The organism is Streptosporangium sp. NBC_01639, from assembly GCF_045209755.1.
GTDB lineage: Bacteria > Actinomycetota > Actinomycetes > Streptosporangiales > Streptosporangiaceae > Streptosporangium.
Window position 1 is genome coordinate 3,848,811 of sequence record NZ_CP109272.1, and the last position, 17,085, is coordinate 3,865,895.

The window sequence follows — 17,085 nt, forward strand, 5'->3', positions numbered from 1 at the left end:
CCGTTAATCCTCGATGTTCAATGGCGCGGTGCGGTGCGTCATCGCATCCTCCCCTCGTGCTTGCGGTGTTCGAGGGCCCGACGGAAGGGCAGCGCGAGGAGGAGTGCGACGGCGACCAGGGCACCACTGGCCCAGACGGGTCCCCGTTCGGCCAACCAGGTGTTCAACGTGGCGGCGGCGATGACAGGACCGGCGGTAGCACCGATGTTGAGAGCAGCGGTGGCGTAGGAGCCCGCCATGGTCGGCGCTCCCGCAGCCTCATACAGCACGCGGGCGATCAGCGTGCTTCCGAGGCCGAAGGAGAGCGCACCCTGGGTGAACGCAAGGAGCAGCAGCGCGATCGGGTTGACCGCGGTGAGGCCGAGGGCGACCCAGCCGCCGAGCAGCAGCGGCCCACCGACTGCGACGACGACACCGGGCCGCTGGTCGGACAACCGCCCGGCGACGGTGACGCCGACGAAGGACCCCAGGCCGAACAGCACCAGCACCACAGAGACCCACAGCGGATCCAGCTCGGCGACATCGGTGACGATCGGAGCGAGGAAGGTGAAAGTGCCGAAAGTTGCGGCATTCACCAGCGCGCCCAGCAGCAGGACCAGGACCAGTCGCGGACGCCGTAGTTCGGTGAGCTCCCGACGTAGCTCCGGGCCTGCCGGCTCGTCCGGCCGTCCTGTCGCGGCGGGAACGCCACGCACTACGCCGAGCGCCGAGGGTAGGCACAACATCACCATTCCCCAGAAGGCGGCGCGCCAGTCGAGCAGGGTCCCCAGCAAGGCGCCACCGGGGACCCCTGCGATGGTGGCGACCGTGGTGCCCGCCAGCAGGACGGCCAGGGCCCGGCCCTTCCGGTCGGCAGGGACCAGGTCGGCGGCGGCGGTGAGGGCGACCGCCAGAAAGCCGGCGTTGGCGAGCGCCGCGATGATCCGGGTGGCGAGCAGAACGGTGAAGCTGCCGGTGCAGGCACCGAGGACGTGTGCGGCCAGGAACAGGCCGAGAAAGCCCAGCAGGCTGGATCGCCGTGGCCACCGGCGCGCAAGCCCCGCCATGAGCGGGGCGCCCACCACCATTCCGATGGCGAAAGCCGAGGTGAGCAGTCCTGCCGTCGCAACCGGAACGCCGAAGTCTGCGGCGATGTCCGGCAGCAGGCCGGCGAGCATGAATTCTGACGTGCCCATGGCGAAGAGCGCCACGGCAAGCAGATAGAGAGGTAGAGGCATCGAGGAACTCCGAGGCGATGAGAGATCAGCTGAGACGTCTCGTCACCGCGGTCAGCGGCCCGACTACTCCTGTCATTCGCCGCCATCATGCAGCGGCACAGGACCGTTCAGTGGTTCAGGGGGCTGACGGGTGACCGAAAGCCCCCACCTTGGATGCCTCTGGGCTCGACATGGCAAGCACAATACTCAGTCGAACCACGCTGCGCACATCGGTCCTCCTCCCGGCGACGAGCCATTCGAGCACATCGTCAACGTCCTGGCCCGCAACAATCAGCCCGCTGGCAGGAAGGCCGCGGCCCGGCTGCCGGCGGCACGTGTGATCGCCTGCGGAGGGCCGTCCGGTGGGAGTCGCATCCCATCGGGCGCATCAGGCCGGGAGGCGCCTGACGCGGTCCGCGGCCGGGTCGTAGAGGGGCTCGGCGGTGACGGTGGCGCCGATCCAGGCGCCGGTGACGCCCACCTCGACCCGGTCACCGGGAGTGGTGTCGGCGGGCAGGTAGGCGTAGGCGATCGAGCGCTCCACCCGATGGCCGTATCCGCCGCTGGTCACCCGGGAGGCCGGCTCGCCACCGGCACGGACCGGTTCCCCGCCCAGGCACACCTGGCGGGGGTCGTCCAGGACGAGGCAGACCAGGCGGCGGGTGGGTGCGCCACCGTGCGGAGCACCGTCGGGACCGTCCGGACGGGAGGGCCGGGTGGCGGCCGCCAGCGCGGACCGGCCCAGGAAGTCCTTGTCACGGGCCACCGCGAAACCGAGACCCGCCTCGATCGGGGTGGTCTCCGGGGTGATGTCCATGCCCCAGACGCGGTAGCCCTTCTCCAGCCGCATCGAGTCGATCGCCCGGTAGCCGGCCGGGCGCATGCCGTACGGCGTGCCCACCGCCATGAGCGTGTCCCAGAGCGTGAGCCCGTACTCCGACGGGCAGTACAGCTCCCAGCCGAACTCGCCCACGAAGGTCACCCGCTGGGCCAGCACCGGGACGTTCCCCACGCTGATCTCCCTGGCCTGCATGTATCCGAAGGTCAGATCGTCGTCCGACAGGGTGCCGAGGATGTCCAGGGCGCGCGGGCCCCACAGGCAGTAGCAGGCGTGCGCGGAGGTGACATCCCGGACGTCGAGGCCGTGGCCACGGAGCCAGGCCGCGTCGTGGACGCCGAAGGCGGTGCCGGTGACCAGGCGGAAGCGGTCCTCGGCCAGCCGGGTGACGGTCAGGTCGGCCTCGATGCCGCCGCGGTCGTTCAGGAGCTGGGTGTAGACGATCGAGCCGGGAGGCCGGTCGAGCTGCCCTGCGCAGACACGCTGCAGCCGCACCAGGGCCTGATGTCCTGATATTTCGAGCTTTGAGAACGAGGTCTGGTCGAAGAGCCCCGCCGCGTCCCGGGTGGCCAGGCACTCCCGCCGGATGGCCGGAGACCAGATCCGCCCGGCCCACCCGTCCGGCCGCCCCTCCGCCCCGGGCGACGGGTCCGCGTCGGACTCGAACCAGTTGACCCGCTCCCAGCCCGCCTTCTCGCCGAACACCGCCCCCAGTTCCGCATGCCGTACCCACGCCGGGGAGCGGCGCAGCGGCCGGGCGGCGGTGCGCTCCTCGCCGGGGTAGACGATGTCGTAGTACGTCGAATAGGAGTCGAGCGCCCTGGCTCGGGCCCATGACGCGGACCGGGCATGGGCCCCGAACCGGCGCAGGTCCATGCCGAACACGTCGTACTCGGGCGAGCCGTCCACGATCCACTCGGCCATGACCTTGCCCACGCCGCCCGCGGCGGCCAGGCCGTGGACGCAGAACCCGGCCGCCGCCCACAGGCCGCGGACCGCGGTCTCACCGAGCAGGAACTCGCCATCCGGGGTGAACGCCTCCGGGCCGTGGACGACCTTCACGATCCCGGTACGGCCCAGCGCGGGGACGCGCCGCACCGCCGACTCCCACGATTCCTGAAATTTCGGCATATCGGGGTCGAACAACGTCCGGGGCTCCGCCAGCGGACGGTCCGTGTCCCACGTCTCCGGAGTCCGGATGTACCCCCCGACCAGGATGCCGCCATCCTCCTGGCGGAAGTAGACGATGTTGTCCGGGTCCCGGACCGTGGGCATAGAAGAGGGAACCTCGAAAGGTTCGGTGACGACATACTGGTGCTTGATCGGCACAACCGGAATGTCCACTCCGGCCAGCCGCCCGACCTGTCCGCTGGCCGCGCCCGCCGCGATGACCACGGTGTCGGCCTGCACCGACCACTCCTCGGCACCCGACGCGAGGCGGACCCCGGAGACCTCACCGCCCACCACGTCGAGGCCTGTCACCCGGGTCCCGGTGAAGATCTGCACGCCCGACTTCTCTGCTCCGGCGGCCAGCGCCCCGGCCAGCAGCGCCGGATCGAGCCAGCCGTCGCCGGGCAGCCAGAGCGCGGCCCGCACGTCGCGCACGTCCAGCAGCGGCAGCATCTCCTTCGCCTCGGCGCCGGAGATCACCGAGAGGTCCAGGCCGTAGGTCTCCCCCGCCCCCGCCAGCCGCAGCGACTCCTCCACCCGATCGGGTGTGGTCGCCAGGCGGAGGCCGCCCACCCCGCGCCAGCCGGGGTCCATGCCGGTCAGCTCGGCCAGTTCGGGATAGAGACCGGCCGAATACATGATCATTTTTGTCTGGGTGACGGTCGAGCGGAGCTGCCCCACGAATCCGGCCGAATGCCAGGTGGTGCCCTCGGTCAGCTCGTGCCGCTCCACCAGGATCACCTCGCTCCAGCCGAGCCGGGCCAGATGGTAGGCCACGCTGCAGCCGGCCACCCCACCGCCGATCACGACGGCCCGCGCGGAGTTGGGAAGTTTCAAGGTCGGCAACCCCTCTGTAACAACTCGCCCGCAAAATCGGATCAATGGTCTGAAGGTAGGCCAAAGGAGTGTGGCATGCCAGATGCTCTCGCAGACGTCCGTGAATGGGCCGGGCAGCCCGTCGCCGCGACGCCGATCAAGGGCGGGCTCAGCCACCGGATCGCCCGGCTGGACACGGCCGACGGGCAGCGGTGGCTGCTCCGGGTGCTCGACCCGAGGGTCGCGGACGCCGGGCTCGGCATCCCGCTCGACCAGGAGATCGCCAACACGCTCCGCGCGGCCGAGACCGGGGTCGGTCCCCGGGTCCTGCGCCGGATGCCCGACGCCCTGCTCCTGGAGTATCTCGACGGCACCACCCTGGACGCGCACGGCGTGCGGACACTTCCCGGGCCGATCGCGGCCGCCTGCCGCCGGCTGCACGCCGGGCCCCGGTTCGTCAACGACTTCTCCATCTTCCGCAAGCTCGGCGAGTTCCTCACCCTCTGCCATACCCACGCGCTGCCGATACCCGACGGCTACCAGGACAGGGTGCCGGTGGTGGCGGAGATCGAGCAGGCACTGGCCGCCGACCCGCTGCCGGCCGTGCCCTGCCACAACGACCTGCTGCCGGGCAACCTCATCCGCTGCGGCCCGGAGATCAGGATCGTGGACTACCAGCTCTCCGGGAACAACGACCCGGCCTTCGAGCTGGGCGACATCGCCGCCGAGGCGGACTACGACCCGGATCTGACCGCCCGGCTCACCCGCGCCTACTTCGGCCGGGACGACCGGCGGCTGATCGCCAGGGTCCGGATCAACCTGATCGTTTCCAACCTCGCCTGGTCCCTCTGGTTCGCCGTGCACCACGGGCTGCTGGGCGAGCAGGCGGCGGCGGCCGACTTCGACTACGACGCGGAGGCCGCCGGCAAGTTCGAGCGGGCCGTACGGGACCTGGACGACCCGGGGTTCGGGCGGCTCGTCGACGACGTCCGGGGTGGGCGCACGCCGGTCACCCCGGGTTCCCCACCCCCGGCTCCCGGGACGAAACCCCCCAGGTAAGACGCGAGGAGGCTTGCATGCCCAAGCCAGTGCCACCCGTGGACGACGACACTAGAAGACTCGCCGAACTCGGCTACCGACAGGAGCTCTCCCGATCGTGGAGCGGCTTCTCCAACTTCGCCATCTCCTTCTCGATCATCTCCATCCTGGCCGGCTGCTTCACCACCTTCGGCCAGGCGTGGAACAACGGCGGGCCGATCGCGATCTCGCTGGGCTGGCCGCTGATCTCGGTCTTCATCCTGATCATTGGCCTGTGCATGTCAGAGCTGGTGTCGGCCTACCCGACCGCCGGCGGCATCTACTGGTGGGCGGCCAAGCTGGGCAGACCGGTCCACGGCTGGTTCACCGGCTGGTTCAACCTCATCGGGCTGATCGCGGTGACCGCCTCGGTGGACTACGGCTGCGCGACGTTCATGAACATCACCGTCAACCGGTTCGCCGAGGGCTTCGAGGTCTCCCTCGGCAACACCTTCGTCCTCTTCGTGATCATCCTGGTGCTGCACGCCTTGATCAACATCTTCAGCCACCGGCTGATCTCGGTGCTGCAGAACGTCTCGGTGTGGTGGCACGTGTTCGGCGCGGCCGTGGTGGTGGCGATCCTGATCTTCGGCCCCGAACGGCACCAGTCGCTGTCGTTCGTGTTCACCGAGCACTTCAACAACTCCGGCTTCTCCGACACGTCGTTCTGGTTCTACGTGCTGCCGCTCGGCTTCCTGCTGACCCAGTACACGATCACCGGGTTCGACGCCTGCGCGCACGTCTCGGAGGAGACCCAGGGGGCCTCGACGGCCGCGGCCCGGGGGCTCTGGCAGTCGATCTTCTACTCCGCGATCGGCGGCTGGGTCCTCCTGCTGGCGTTCCTGTTCGCGGCCAATGACGTGGACGCGGTCAACAAGGAGTTCGGCTTCGTCGGGGCCGTCTTCACCTCGTCGCTCACCCCGGTCCTGGCCACGGTGATCTTCGGCATCTCCACGATCGGGCAGTTCTTCTGCGGGATGAGCTGCGTGACCTCGATGTCGCGGATGACCTACGCGTTCTCGCGGGACGGCGGCATCCCCGGCTGGCGGCTCTGGTCGAAGGTGGACAGGAACCGGACCCCGGTCAACGCGATCATGTTCGGCTGCGGCGCGGCGCTCCTGCTGACCCTTCCCGCCCTCTACAAGGCCCCGACCGGGACTCCGCTGGCCTTCTACGCGGTGGTGTCGGTCGCGGTCATCGGCCTCTACATCGCCTTCGCCATCCCGATCTGGCTGCGGCTGAGGATGGGAGACCGCTTCGAACCGGGCCCGTGGACGCTGGGCGCGAAGTACAAGGTCATGTGCTGGATCGCGGTCATCGAGATCGCGGTGGTCTCGGTCTACTTCATCATGCCGCTGGCCCCGGCGGGAGTGCCGTTCAACAAGGACGACCCCGCCACCCCGGGGGACGAGACGTTCACCTGGACGGCGGTCAACTACGCGCCGATCGTGGTCGGACTGATGGTCCTCGGCGTGGGCCTGTGGTGGGCGCTGTCGGCCCGGCACTGGTTCACCGGGCCACGCCGTACGGTCGACGCGGACGAGCCGATCGGCTGACCGCCCTCCGGCGGGGAGCGGATCGCAGAGCCGTACGGGCGGGCGGAGAACCGATCGGCTGACCGTTCCCCGCCAGGGAGCGGATCACAGGACCGTACAACTGGGTGGAGAACCGATCGGCTGACCGTTCCCCGCCAGGAGCGGATCGCGGGGCCGTACGGCCGCGGGCACGCCGTAGGAACCGCCACCGGCTCACCCCGGAGGCGGTCCCACGGGTCAGCTCGCCTCGAAGGCCTCCGCCACCGCGGCCCGGACCCGTTCCATGCCCGCGGCGGCGGGAGCCTCCCGGCTCAGTGAGGTCATGTCGACCTCGGGCATGCCGCAGGGCACCGCCCAGTCCCACGGGGTCAGGTCGCCCTCGACGTTGAGGGCGAACCCGTGGCTGGTCACGCTCCGGCTCTGCCGCATGCCGATCGATACGATCTTCCGGCCGGTCTCCGCCGTCCACACCCCCGTGAGCAGCTCGGAACCGGGCGGGGTGTCCCTGCGCTCGGCCGGGACGCCCAACGCGCCGAGCGCGCGGACCAGCCGGAGCTCGACCTCGCGGACGTAGTCGACGATCCCCTCGTCCTCGCCGAGCTTGACGATCAGATAACCGACCAGCTGGCCGGGGCCGTGGTAGGTGAGCTGCCCGCCGCGACCCGTGCTCACGACCGGGATGCCGTGGGACGGGTCGGGCAGGTGCTGCTCAAGCGTCCGCCTGCCGACGGTGTAGACCTGGGGATGGCTGAGCAGCCAGAGCGTGTCGGGACACTCGTCCCGTTGCCGCCGACCGACCAGGTCGGTCATCCGCTCCATGGCCTTCTCGTAGTCGACCAGGTCGTCCTGGACCAGTGACAGGGGACGTCGCCTCATATCCCCCAGCATATTTTCAATACCGGACTGCCGGAGCCTTGGGGATGAAGATCCACATCAGCACGTAGGCGACCCAGAGCGGCCCCGGGATGAGGGAGAGCAGCAGCCACAGCACCCGGACGACCGTGGGCGACCAGCCGAGGCTGTCGGCGATCCCGCCGCAGACGCCGGCGATTATCTTGTGGTTTCTCGAACGACGCATTTTCTTCTCCCCGGATCGTGGTTTCTCACCTGTATGAACGAAGGGCGAAGACACCCACGTTCCCGGGACACCCCTGAGAAAACCCTGACAGGGTCGCCGCCTCCGGCCCGACACGCCGGGTAACCACCCGTGTGACCCCGGGTCAGTGGGTCTAGGCGAAGTCGATCGGTCACGGTACGTTCCGCCTTAGCACGGAAGCCCTCACCGGCACGGGATCCCCCCGAGTTCCCCTCCCAAGGAGCGTTATGCGCCTGCACCTACGACGCAGCCTTGTCCGGACCACCACCCTGGTCACGGCCATCGCCCTTCCGCTCGTCTTCACCCCGCCTGCGAGCGCGGCCACGCCCGGCCTCTCCGACGTCCTGGCCACCGCCCTGTCCACCCAGGTCAAGGGCAAGAACGTCCAGAAGCACCTGGAGAAGTTCCAGCAGATCGCCGATGCCAACGGCGGCACGCGCGCCGTGGGCACGCCCGGATACGACGCGTCCCTCGCCTACGTCAAGGACAAGCTGAGCAGGGCCGGATACAAGGTCTCCACCACCGACGTGGAGTTCCCGGTGAGCTGGGAGGAGTCCTCTCCCTCGGTCCTGCAGCAGGTCACGCCGGAGGCCAGGACTTATGCCAACCCCGCCGACTTCGTCACCGTCGTCTCCTCCAGCGGCGGGGACGTCACCGCGCAGGTCCAGGTGGTCGACGCGGTGATCCCGGTGCCCCCGACTCCCAACACCTCCACCGCGGGGTGCGAGGCCGCCGACTTCGCCGGGTTCGTGCCCGGCCGGATCGCCCTCATCCAGCGCGGCACCTGCCCGTTCGTCGACAAGGCCACGAACGCCAAGGCGGCGGGCGCGGCCGGCGTGATCTTCTTCAACGAGGGCCAGCCGGGCCGTACCGACCCGCTCGTGTTCGACATCCGCGAGTGGCGCTTCGGCTTCCCCATCGTGATCACCAGCGCCGCCGTCGGCCTCGACCTGGCCGACACCCCCGGCACGACCGTCCACCTGAAGGTCGACGCCAAGACCACGGTCGGCCGGAGCAGGAACCTCATCGCCGACTCCCGTTGGGGTGATCGGGACGAGGTCGTGATGGTGGGCGCCCACCTGGACAGCGTCCCCGAGGGCCCCGGCATCAACGACAACGGCTCCGGCAGCGCCGCCATCCTGGAGACCGCGCTGAAGCTGGCCCACCTGCCCACGCAGAACAAGGTGCGGTTCGCCTTCTGGAGCGCCGAGGAGCTCGGTCTGCTCGGCTCCGACCAGTATGTCGCGGGCCTGTCCCAGGCGGAACGGGACAAGATCCGGCTCTACCTGAACTTCGACATGGTCGCCTCGCCGAACGACGTCACCTTCCTCTACGACGGCGACGACTCCGACGCCGAGGGCGCCGGAGCGGGCCCGGCGGGCTCGGCCGCGATCGAGAAGCTGTTGGAGAAGTTCTACGGCAGGCGGGGCCTGGGCTTCAAGGGCACCGACTTCGACGGCCGCTCCGACTACGGCGCGTTCATCGCCAACGGCATCCCGGCCGGCGGCATCTTCACCGGCGCCGAGGGCATCAAGACCGCCGAGGAGGCCGCCAGGTTCGGCGGCACCGCGGACGTTCCCTACGACGTCTGCTACCACTCCGCCTGCGACACCATCACCAACATCAACGCCGCCGCGCTCGACCGCAACTCCCGGGCGATCGGTTACGCCACCGCGCGCTACGCCTACGACCTCTCCGGCATTCCCGACCGTGACGCGACGACCCTCATGAAGTCCGCCACCGTCGCTCCCGCGCCCGAGGGCTCGGCCCGTTAGGCCCGTCCCGCGGATCCCGCCCCGCCGACCGCGGCAGGCGGCGGATCCGCGGGACATCGCCCTGCGCACCACCACGCTGTACGGCGCGCATCCCGGCCGGGGTGCGCGCCGCTCGGGGACCCCCCACACCCTCCGACCCGAGGAGCATGATGCGCAACCTGTGGACCATCGGGATGACGGCGATCCTGGCCATCCCCCTGGCGCTCACCGCACCGGCCGCGTCGGCGGCCGTCCCACCGGACATCTCGCTGACCAACGTGAAGGCGCACCTCGCCCAGCTCCAGTCCATCGCTACCGCCAACAGCGGCAACCGCGCCCACGGCCGGCCCGGCTACCTGGCCTCGGCGAACTACGTCAAGGGCCTCCTCGACGGCGCCGGGTTCACCACCACCCTGCAGTCGTTCTCCTACAACGGCGCGACCGGTTACAACGTCATCGCCGACTGGCCGGGGGGCGACCCCGACGACATCCTCATGGTCGGCGGACACCTCGACAGCGTGACCGCGGGGCCGGGCATCAACGACAACGGCTCCGGCAGCGCCGCCATCCTGGAGACCGCCCTGGAGGTCTCCCGCCAGTCCCTGGCGCCCACCAAGCACCTGCGCTTCGCCTGGTGGGGCGCCGAGGAGCTGGGTCTGCGCGGCTCGCAGTACTACGTCAACAACCTCCCGGCCGCCGAACGGTCCAAGATCAAGGGCTACCTGAACTTCGACATGGTCGGTTCGCCCAACGCCGGCTACTTCCTCTACGACGGCGACAACTCCGACGGCGTCGGCTCGGGCCCCGGCCCGGCGGGCTCCGCCCAGCTGGAGGCGACGCTCGCGGCCTACTTCTCCTCGATCGGCGTGCCCACCCGGGGCACCGACTTCGACGGCCGCTCCGACTACGGGCCGTTCATCAGCGTCGGCATCCCGGCCGGCGGCACGTTCACCGGGGCCGAGGGCATCAAGTCCAGCGCCCAGGCCACCCTCTGGGGCGGTACGGCGGGGCAGGCGTTCGACCCCTGCTACCACCGCGTGTGCGACACCACGGCGAACATCGACGACACCGCGCTGAACCGCAACGCCGACGCGATCGCCTACGCGGTGTGGACGACCGCCACGGCCACCCCGCCGGTGACCGTCTGGCAGGACACCTTCGAGACGGCGACCGGCTGGACCGCCAACCCCGGCGGCACCGACACCGCCACTCTCGGCCGGTGGGAGCGCGGTGACCCCGCGGCCACCACCTCCAGCGGCGCCAAGCAGCTCGGCACCACCGTCAGCGGCGTCAACGACCTGGTCACCGGTCCGCTGGCGGGCGCCGCCGCCGGCGATCACGACGTCGACGGCGGCACCACGACCATCCAGTCGCCGGCCGTCACCCTGCCGTCGGGCGGGACGCTCAAGCTGGGCTTCTCCTGGTATCTGGCGCACGGCTCCAACGCCTCCAGTGCCGACTACCTGCGCGTCAAGGTCGTCGGCTCCACCACGACCCAGGTGTTCCAGCAGCTCGGCGCGGCCGCCAACCGCAACGGCGCCTGGGCCGCCGCCAGCGTGGACATCTCCTCCTACGCCGGGCAGACCGTCCGCGTCCTGATCGAGGCCGCCGACGCCTCCGGCGCCTCGCTCGTCGAGGCCGGCGTCGACGACGTCAAGATCACCCGGTAGACGCACGTACGGCTCCCGCCCGCGAGGCGGGAGCCGTACCCGTCACGGAGGTCAGGAAGCGGCCCGGTCGTAGACCCCCACCGCCCAGCGCCCCGGCCGGGTCCCCAGCTCGGCGGTCAGCCGGTCGACGACCTTCGGATCCACGAGGGCTCTCATGGAGTACTTCCCGTCACACTTACCGCTCTTACTGCCCGGCACCTCGCATCCCTTACGTGACATATCAGACATGCTGATGACGGGAGCGTCGGAGGGGAGCACCCAGACGGTGATGGTCTGCTCCTTCTGGGTCCAGTCGGCGGGGGTCGAGCTCTCGTCATACTTGGCGGACAGCCGGTCGGAGTCGTCGCGCCGCGAGGGCCGTACGTCGGACGGGCAGGAGTCGGTGACCGAGGACGAACGTCCGGCCCCCTCCCCCCTGATGAAGACCACCCACGACCTGGGGTCGGCGCAGGCGACCCGGATCCCGGTGAAGCGGCTGGTCGGCTGGAACGTCAGTCTGTACGGTGCCCCTGTCGTCTCCGACCGGTACGCCTCGATCAAGGACATTTTCTCTCTCAACGCATCGTTCACAGAGGCGGGCAGGTCCTTGCCCGGCCGGGGGAGGTCGGGCGCTCGGGACACGGCGGGTGCGGTGGGCTCGGCGGCGACGGCCGTGGTGAGCTGCCCATCTCCGCCCCTGAGAAGCGACGACGGCACCGTCACCGCGACCGCCACCGCTCCCACGGCGAGGACCGCGCGCACCGCCCTGCGCCTCCGCCGGACCGCCCTGCCCCTGCGGAGGATCTCCTCCAGCCGGGCGGCGCCCCCGCTGCCGCCCCCGCTGCGCTCCGTGAGCAGCTCCCGCAGATCGTGCTCGGTGTGGGTCATCGCTTCGCCTCCGTCATCGTCCGAACCCCCTGGTCGACCCGTAGCCGGGCCAGCGCCCTGCCGAGCTGGCTCTTCACCGCCCCGACCGAGCACCTCAGCACCTCGGCCACCTGGGCCAGGGTCATCCCCTCGAAGTAGTGCAGGACGACCACCGCCCGCTGGCGGCCCGACAGCGCGCCGATCGCCGTCCACAGCACGTCCCGGTCACCGACGCCGTCGGTGAAGTCCCCCGCGACCGCCCGGTCCGGCAGGACCTCGGTGGGGATCTCCCCCCGCCAGCGCCGCCGCCACCAGGAGGCATGCGTGTTGGCGATGATCCGGTAGACGTACGGATCGGGGTTGCCGTCGATCCGCCGCCAGGCGAGCCAGGCCCTGGCCAGCGCCGTCTGGACCAGGTCCTCGGCGGTCGCCCAGTCCCTGGTGAGGAGATACGCCGTTCTTCGCAGCCGTTCGTGCCGCTGCGCGACGTATTCCGCGAAGTCAGTCATCCCTTTTGCCTCCAACGTGAAGCTTCGCGGATGACTACCGCCGGGGCCCGCCGGACGGTTGACACCGATCTCAGCCGGGCGGCCGGGTCACGGGAACCCCCGGGCTCCGCTAGCCTCGCGTACGTCACGCACGCGCTGGGACGGAAGGTGCCCAAGTTGATCGGCTGGTTCGAAGCGGTGGTCCTCGGGCTCGTTCAGGGGTTGACGGAGTTCCTGCCGATCTCCTCCAGTGCCCACATCAGGGTCGTCTCGGCGTTCTTCGGCTGGCAGGATCCCGGTGCCGCGTTCACCGCGGTGATCCAGATCGGCACCGAGGCGGCGGTGGTCATCTACTTCCGCAGGGAGATCTGGGAGATCATCTCCACCTGGGTCCGGTCGCTGTGGAACCGCGAGCTGCGTTCGCACCACGCCGCGCGGATGGGCTGGTACATCATCGTCGGCACCCTGCCGATCGTCGTGCTCGGCCTGCTGTTCAAGGACAGCATCGAGACCGTCTTCCGCGACCTGCGCCTGATCGGCACCACGCTGATCGTCTTCGGTCTGATCCTCTGGCTGGCCGACCGCACCGCGCGCACCAAGCTCACGCTGCAGAAGAACCTCAGCTTCGCGCACGCCCTGGTGTACGGCTTCGCCCAGTCGCTGGCCCTGATCCCAGGCGTCTCCCGCTCCGGCGGCACGGTCAGCGCCGGTCTGCTGCTCGACTACCGCCGTGAGGAGGCCGCGAAGTACTCCTTCCTGCTGGCCATTCCGGCCGTGCTGGGCGCGGGCTTCCTGGAGCTGGTCAAGATCGGTGAAGCCGACTCCCCCGCCTGGGGCCCGACGATCCTGGCCACCGTGATCTCGTTCGTCGTCGGCTATGCCGCGGTGGCGTGGTTCCTGAAGTACATCAGCACCCACCGCTTCACCGGGTTCGTGATCTACCGGGTCCTCCTCGGCATCGCCATCATCGCCCTGGTGAGCTTCGGCGTCCTCGACCCGATGGCCTGACCGAGCTCCCGGCCCCGAAGGGGGCCGGTCACCTCCGGCGGCCGGCCGGGGCGAGGTCACCGGACCTCAGGACACGGTTCGAGCGAGCCGGAAGCCGAGGTCGTCGATCGCGAACGTGGGATGGCTGCGGCGACGCACCGAGGCCCCGCAGCCCCGCGCCGACTCGGCCCAGCTCCCACCGCGGAAGATGCGATAGGAGCCGTAGACCTCCTCGTCGTAGAGGTCCCAGCACCACTCCCAGACGTTGCCCAGCATGTCGTGCAGCCCCCACGGGTTGGCGGCCTTGCCGCCCACGTCGTGGACCCGGTCCCCGGAGTTGTCCGCGTACCAGGCGATGTCGTCGATCTCCCCGTACCGGTACCCGCCGGTACCCGCCTTGCAGGCGTACTGCCACTCCGCCTCGGTCGGCAGGCGGTAGCCGTCGGACGCCCAGTCGCAGACCACCGCCCCGCTCTGCGCGTCGCGGGAGTAGGCCTGGTTCAGTCCGGACCGGGCCGAGAGCCGGTTGCACACGTCGATCGCGTCGAGCCAGCTGACGTTCGTCGCCGGCGAGGCGCCGCTCGCGGAGGGATGGGGAGCCGCCCCCGTGACGGCACGGTGGAGGTCCGCCGTGACGGGATATCGGCCGAACAGGAAGGGAGCGATCTCGACCCGCCAGCGGGTGCCGCGCCGGTCGTCGCGAAGCTCCACCTCGCCGCCGGGGACATGGACCATCGAGGGGGCCGCCGGGTCGTCGGTCGGTGGGCGCACAGGGCGTGCCTTTCGGTCCGGGGTGATCACGAGGTCGTCGTGCGCCCACGATACGGGGGGCCCGACGCATCGAGAACGGCGGGCACATCGAGAACGGAGGACCGGCCCCGTTACCCGTCGTCTCCGATCTCGGGGAGACTGGCGAGGTGCGTTCCGACTGGTCAGGCCTTCCCGTCCGCCATGTTCTGCCCGAGCTGCTCACCGCCCTGGAGGAGCACGGCGTCGCCGTGCTCACCGCGCCGCCCGGCACGGGCAAGACCACGCTCGTCCCGCTGGCGCTGGCCGGGCTGCTCGGCGGCTCCGCCCCGAAGCGGGTGATCGTAGCCGAGCCCCGCCGGATGGCGGTGCGGGCGGCGGCCCGGCGGATGGCGTGGCTGCTGGAGTCGGAAGTGGGCGCGGAGGTCGGGTTCTCCGTCCGCGGCGAGCGCAGAGTGGGCCCGGACACCCTCGTCGAGGTCGTCACCACCGGGGTCCTGCTCCAGCGGCTCCAGCGCGACGCCGAACTCGGTGGCGTGGACGCGGTGTTGATGGACGAGTGCCACGAACGCCACCTGGACGCCGACACCGCCCTGGCCTTCCTCCTCGACGTCCGCGCCACCCTCCGCCCCGACCTGCGGATCATCGCCACCTCCGCCACCGCCGACGCCGCGTCCTGGGCCGGGCTGCTCGGCTCCGGCACGGCCGGCCTCCCCGCGAGCACCGCACTCCGGTCCGGCGTGCCCGGCGGGTCCCCGGCGAGCGCCGTAGCCGGGCCGGACGCTCCGGAGGCGGCGCCGACCGTGCACGCCTCCGGCACCATGCACCCGGTCACGCCGCTCTGGGCCCCGCCGCCCCGGGCGGTGACGCCCCCGCGCGGCCTGCGGGTGGACCCCGCGTTCCTGTCCCACGTCGCCGACGTCGTACGGCGTGCGCTGGACGAGCACGAGGGGGACGTACTGTGCTTCCTGCCGGGGGTCGGCGAGATCGGCAGGGTCGCCGGGATGCTCGGCGGCGTCGACGGCGTCGAGATCCTGCAGGTCCACGGCCAGGCCCCGGCCCGCGTGCAGGACGCGGTGCTCTCGCCCGGTGCGGGTCGGCGGGTGGTGCTCGCCACCTCGGTCGCCGAGTCGAGCCTGACCGTCCCGGGTGTCCGGATCGTGGTCGACTCCGGTCTCGCCCGCGAGCCTCGCACCGACCACGCCCGCGGCCTCGGTTCGCTCACCACCGTCCGCGCGTCCAGGGCCTCCGCCGTCCAGCGCGCCGGCCGGGCGGGGCGCGAGGCGCCGGGAGTGGTGTACCGATGCTGGTCGCAGGCCGAGCACGATCGGCTCCCCGAGCACGCCCAGCCCGAGATCGCCCTCGCCGACCTGACCGGCTTCGCCCTCCAGGCAGCCTGCTGGGGCGACCCCTCCGCGGCCGGCCTGGCCCTGCTCGACCCGCCGCCGCCCGCGGCGATGGAGGCCGCGCGGCGGACCCTGCAAGCGCTGGGCGCCCTCGACGGCCGGGTCACCGCCCGGGGTCGGCGGATGGCCGCCGCCGGGGTCCATCCCCGGCTGGCCCGGGCTCTGATCGACGTCGGCCCCCGTGCGGCGGAGGTGGTGGCGCTGCTGTCCGAGCAGCTCCCCCGGGACGCGGGCGACGACCTGGTCGAGGCCTGGCGTGCCGCCCGGCGGGGTGGGGACGGTTTCTCCGCGCGCTGGCGTCAGGAGGCGAGGCGGCTGTCCCGGACCGTCCCCGGGGAGAACGGCGCCCGGACCCCGCGCGGCCAGGAACAGAAGCAGGGCGACGACGCGCTGGCCGGGCTGGTGGTGGCGCTGGCATACCCGGAGCGGGTGGCCAGACGGCGGGGCGGCTCCTACCTCATGGCGTCGGGGACGGCCGCGGAGCTCCCGCAGGGATCGCGGCTGGGAAGCGCGGAGTGGCTGGCCGTCGCAGTGGCGGACCGGCCCGCCGGAGCCGCCTCGGCCCGGATCAGGCAGGCCGTCGTGATCGACGAGGAGACGGCCCGGCTCGCCGCCGCCCCCCTGCACCGTTCCGGCGAGGAGGTGGTGTGGCACGTCCCGCCCGGTGAGCGGCGGGGCGACGTCTCGGCACGCCGAGTGGAGCGCCTCGGCGCCATCGAGCTGTCCTCGGCCCGGCTCCGCGACGCCGACGTCAGGCCCGCCGTACTGGACGGGCTGCGTGTCGAGGGCCTGGCGATCCTGCGCTGGACGCCCGAGGCCGTCGCGCTGCGCGAGCGCCTGGCCTTCTGCCACCGGACGCTCGGCGATCCGTGGCAGGCGATGGACGACGAGGCCCTGACCGAGGCGGCCGACCGGTGGCTGGAGCCCGAGCTGTCCCATGCCCGCCGCCGCTCCGACCTGGAACGGATCGACGTGGCCTCGGCGCTGCACCGCCTGGTCCCGTGGAGCGCGCGTCTTGCGGAGACGGCCCCCGAGCGGATCGAGGTCCCGAGCGGCTCGCGGATCAGGGTCGACTACTCCGGTGACCAGCCGGTCCTCGCCGTCAAGCTGCAGGAGCTGTTCGGCTGGGACGAGGCGCCACGCGTGGCCGGGGTCCCGCTGGTCGTCCACCTGCTCTCCCCGGCGGGCCGCCCGGCGGCGGTGACCGCCGACCTGGCCTCCTTCTGGCGGGGCGACGGCTACCGCTCGGTCCGCGCCGAGCTGCGGGGCCGCTATCCCAAGCATCCCTGGCCCGAGGACCCCCTGTCCGCCGTCGCCACCCGCCGGACCAACCGCCCGCACCGCTGAACCTCAGCAGCCGGCCCCGGCGTCGACAGGCCCGTCGAGAGACAGACGCGCCACCCGGTGAACCCCCCGTCCGCGGGCCTTTTCGCTTGCGCACGCCCGCCTCCCGTGGGAT

General features: G+C 71.2%; 13 protein-coding genes. 6 read left to right on the top strand and 7 right to left on the bottom strand.

The genetic code is table 11. The features are described 5' to 3' along the window. Nucleotides 1-38: 38 nt before the first annotated feature. Nucleotides 39-1,217 (bottom strand): Cmx/CmrA family chloramphenicol efflux MFS transporter, encoded by a 1,179-nt coding sequence (locus OHA77_RS17335; RefSeq protein WP_406319072.1) that lies wholly within the window; start codon nucleotides 1,215-1,217, stop codon nucleotides 39-41. 367 nt (nucleotides 1,218-1,584) lie between these two features. Continuing rightward, nucleotides 1,585-4,041, bottom strand: a complete 2,457-nt coding sequence (locus tag OHA77_RS17340) for an FAD-dependent oxidoreductase (protein WP_406319073.1) — start codon at nucleotides 4,039-4,041, stop codon at nucleotides 1,585-1,587. 75 nt (nucleotides 4,042-4,116) lie between these two features. Here OHA77_RS17340 and OHA77_RS17345 point away from each other — a divergent pair, with 75 nt between their 5' ends. Next, a complete protein-coding gene (locus OHA77_RS17345) occupies nucleotides 4,117-5,079 on the top strand; it encodes a phosphotransferase family protein (RefSeq protein ID WP_406319074.1) in 963 nt (320 codons plus the stop codon). A 17-nt stretch (nucleotides 5,080-5,096) separates the two neighbouring features. Next, complete coding sequence (locus tag OHA77_RS17350) at nucleotides 5,097-6,653, top strand: amino acid permease (RefSeq protein WP_406319075.1); 1,557 nt, start codon at nucleotides 5,097-5,099, stop codon at nucleotides 6,651-6,653. A 216-nt stretch (nucleotides 6,654-6,869) separates the two neighbouring features. Here the strand turns inward: OHA77_RS17350 and lipB are convergent, their stop codons facing one another. Continuing rightward, entirely contained in the window at nucleotides 6,870-7,508 is a 639-nt protein-coding gene (lipB, locus tag OHA77_RS17355; protein WP_406319076.1) for a lipoyl(octanoyl) transferase LipB, read from the bottom strand. Nucleotides 7,509-7,524: 16 nt separating this feature from the next. After that, a complete protein-coding gene (locus OHA77_RS17360; RefSeq protein WP_326819604.1) occupies nucleotides 7,525-7,710 on the bottom strand; it encodes a PspC domain-containing protein in 186 nt (61 codons plus the stop codon). Nucleotides 7,711-7,955: 245 nt separating this feature from the next. Between OHA77_RS17360 and OHA77_RS17365 the strand changes: the two genes are divergently transcribed. Both OHA77_RS17365 and OHA77_RS17370 read left to right on the top strand, forming a co-directional pair. Then, nucleotides 7,956-9,503 carry a M28 family metallopeptidase gene (locus tag OHA77_RS17365; protein ID WP_406319077.1) on the top strand — a complete coding sequence of 516 codons (1,548 nt, stop codon included), beginning with the start codon at nucleotides 7,956-7,958 and terminating at the stop codon, nucleotides 9,501-9,503. Between the two features lie 149 nt (nucleotides 9,504-9,652). Continuing rightward, complete coding sequence (locus OHA77_RS17370) at nucleotides 9,653-11,152, top strand: M28 family peptidase (RefSeq protein ID WP_406319078.1); 1,500 nt, start codon at nucleotides 9,653-9,655, stop codon at nucleotides 11,150-11,152. A gap of 51 nt (nucleotides 11,153-11,203) precedes the next feature. Here the strand turns inward: OHA77_RS17370 and OHA77_RS17375 are convergent, their stop codons facing one another. Both OHA77_RS17375 and OHA77_RS17380 read right to left on the bottom strand, forming a co-directional pair. Continuing rightward, nucleotides 11,204-12,019, bottom strand: coding sequence for a hypothetical protein (locus OHA77_RS17375; protein WP_406319079.1), 816 nt, complete (start codon nucleotides 12,017-12,019; stop codon nucleotides 11,204-11,206). Next, nucleotides 12,016-12,507, bottom strand: coding sequence for a SigE family RNA polymerase sigma factor (locus OHA77_RS17380; RefSeq protein WP_406319080.1), 492 nt, complete (start codon nucleotides 12,505-12,507; stop codon nucleotides 12,016-12,018). Before OHA77_RS17380 ends, OHA77_RS17375 begins: the two co-directional genes overlap by 4 nt. A 147-nt stretch (nucleotides 12,508-12,654) precedes the next feature. On the opposite strand from OHA77_RS17380, the gene OHA77_RS17385 reads away from it, so the two are divergent. Continuing rightward, nucleotides 12,655-13,494 carry an undecaprenyl-diphosphate phosphatase gene (locus OHA77_RS17385; RefSeq protein ID WP_406319081.1) on the top strand — a complete coding sequence of 280 codons (840 nt, stop codon included), beginning with the start codon at nucleotides 12,655-12,657 and terminating at the stop codon, nucleotides 13,492-13,494. A 66-nt stretch (nucleotides 13,495-13,560) separates the two neighbouring features. Here OHA77_RS17385 and OHA77_RS17390 read toward each other — a convergent pair whose 3' ends face one another. Then, the gene (locus OHA77_RS17390) at nucleotides 13,561-14,244 is read right to left on the bottom strand and encodes a formylglycine-generating enzyme family protein (RefSeq protein ID WP_406319082.1); all 684 of its coding nucleotides are present in this window, start codon (nucleotides 14,242-14,244) and stop codon (nucleotides 13,561-13,563) included. Between the two features lie 146 nt (nucleotides 14,245-14,390). Between OHA77_RS17390 and OHA77_RS17395 the strand changes: the two genes are divergently transcribed. Next, a complete protein-coding gene (locus OHA77_RS17395; protein ID WP_406319083.1) occupies nucleotides 14,391-16,973 on the top strand; it encodes an ATP-dependent RNA helicase in 2,583 nt (860 codons plus the stop codon). Nucleotides 16,974-17,085 lie beyond the last annotated feature (112 nt).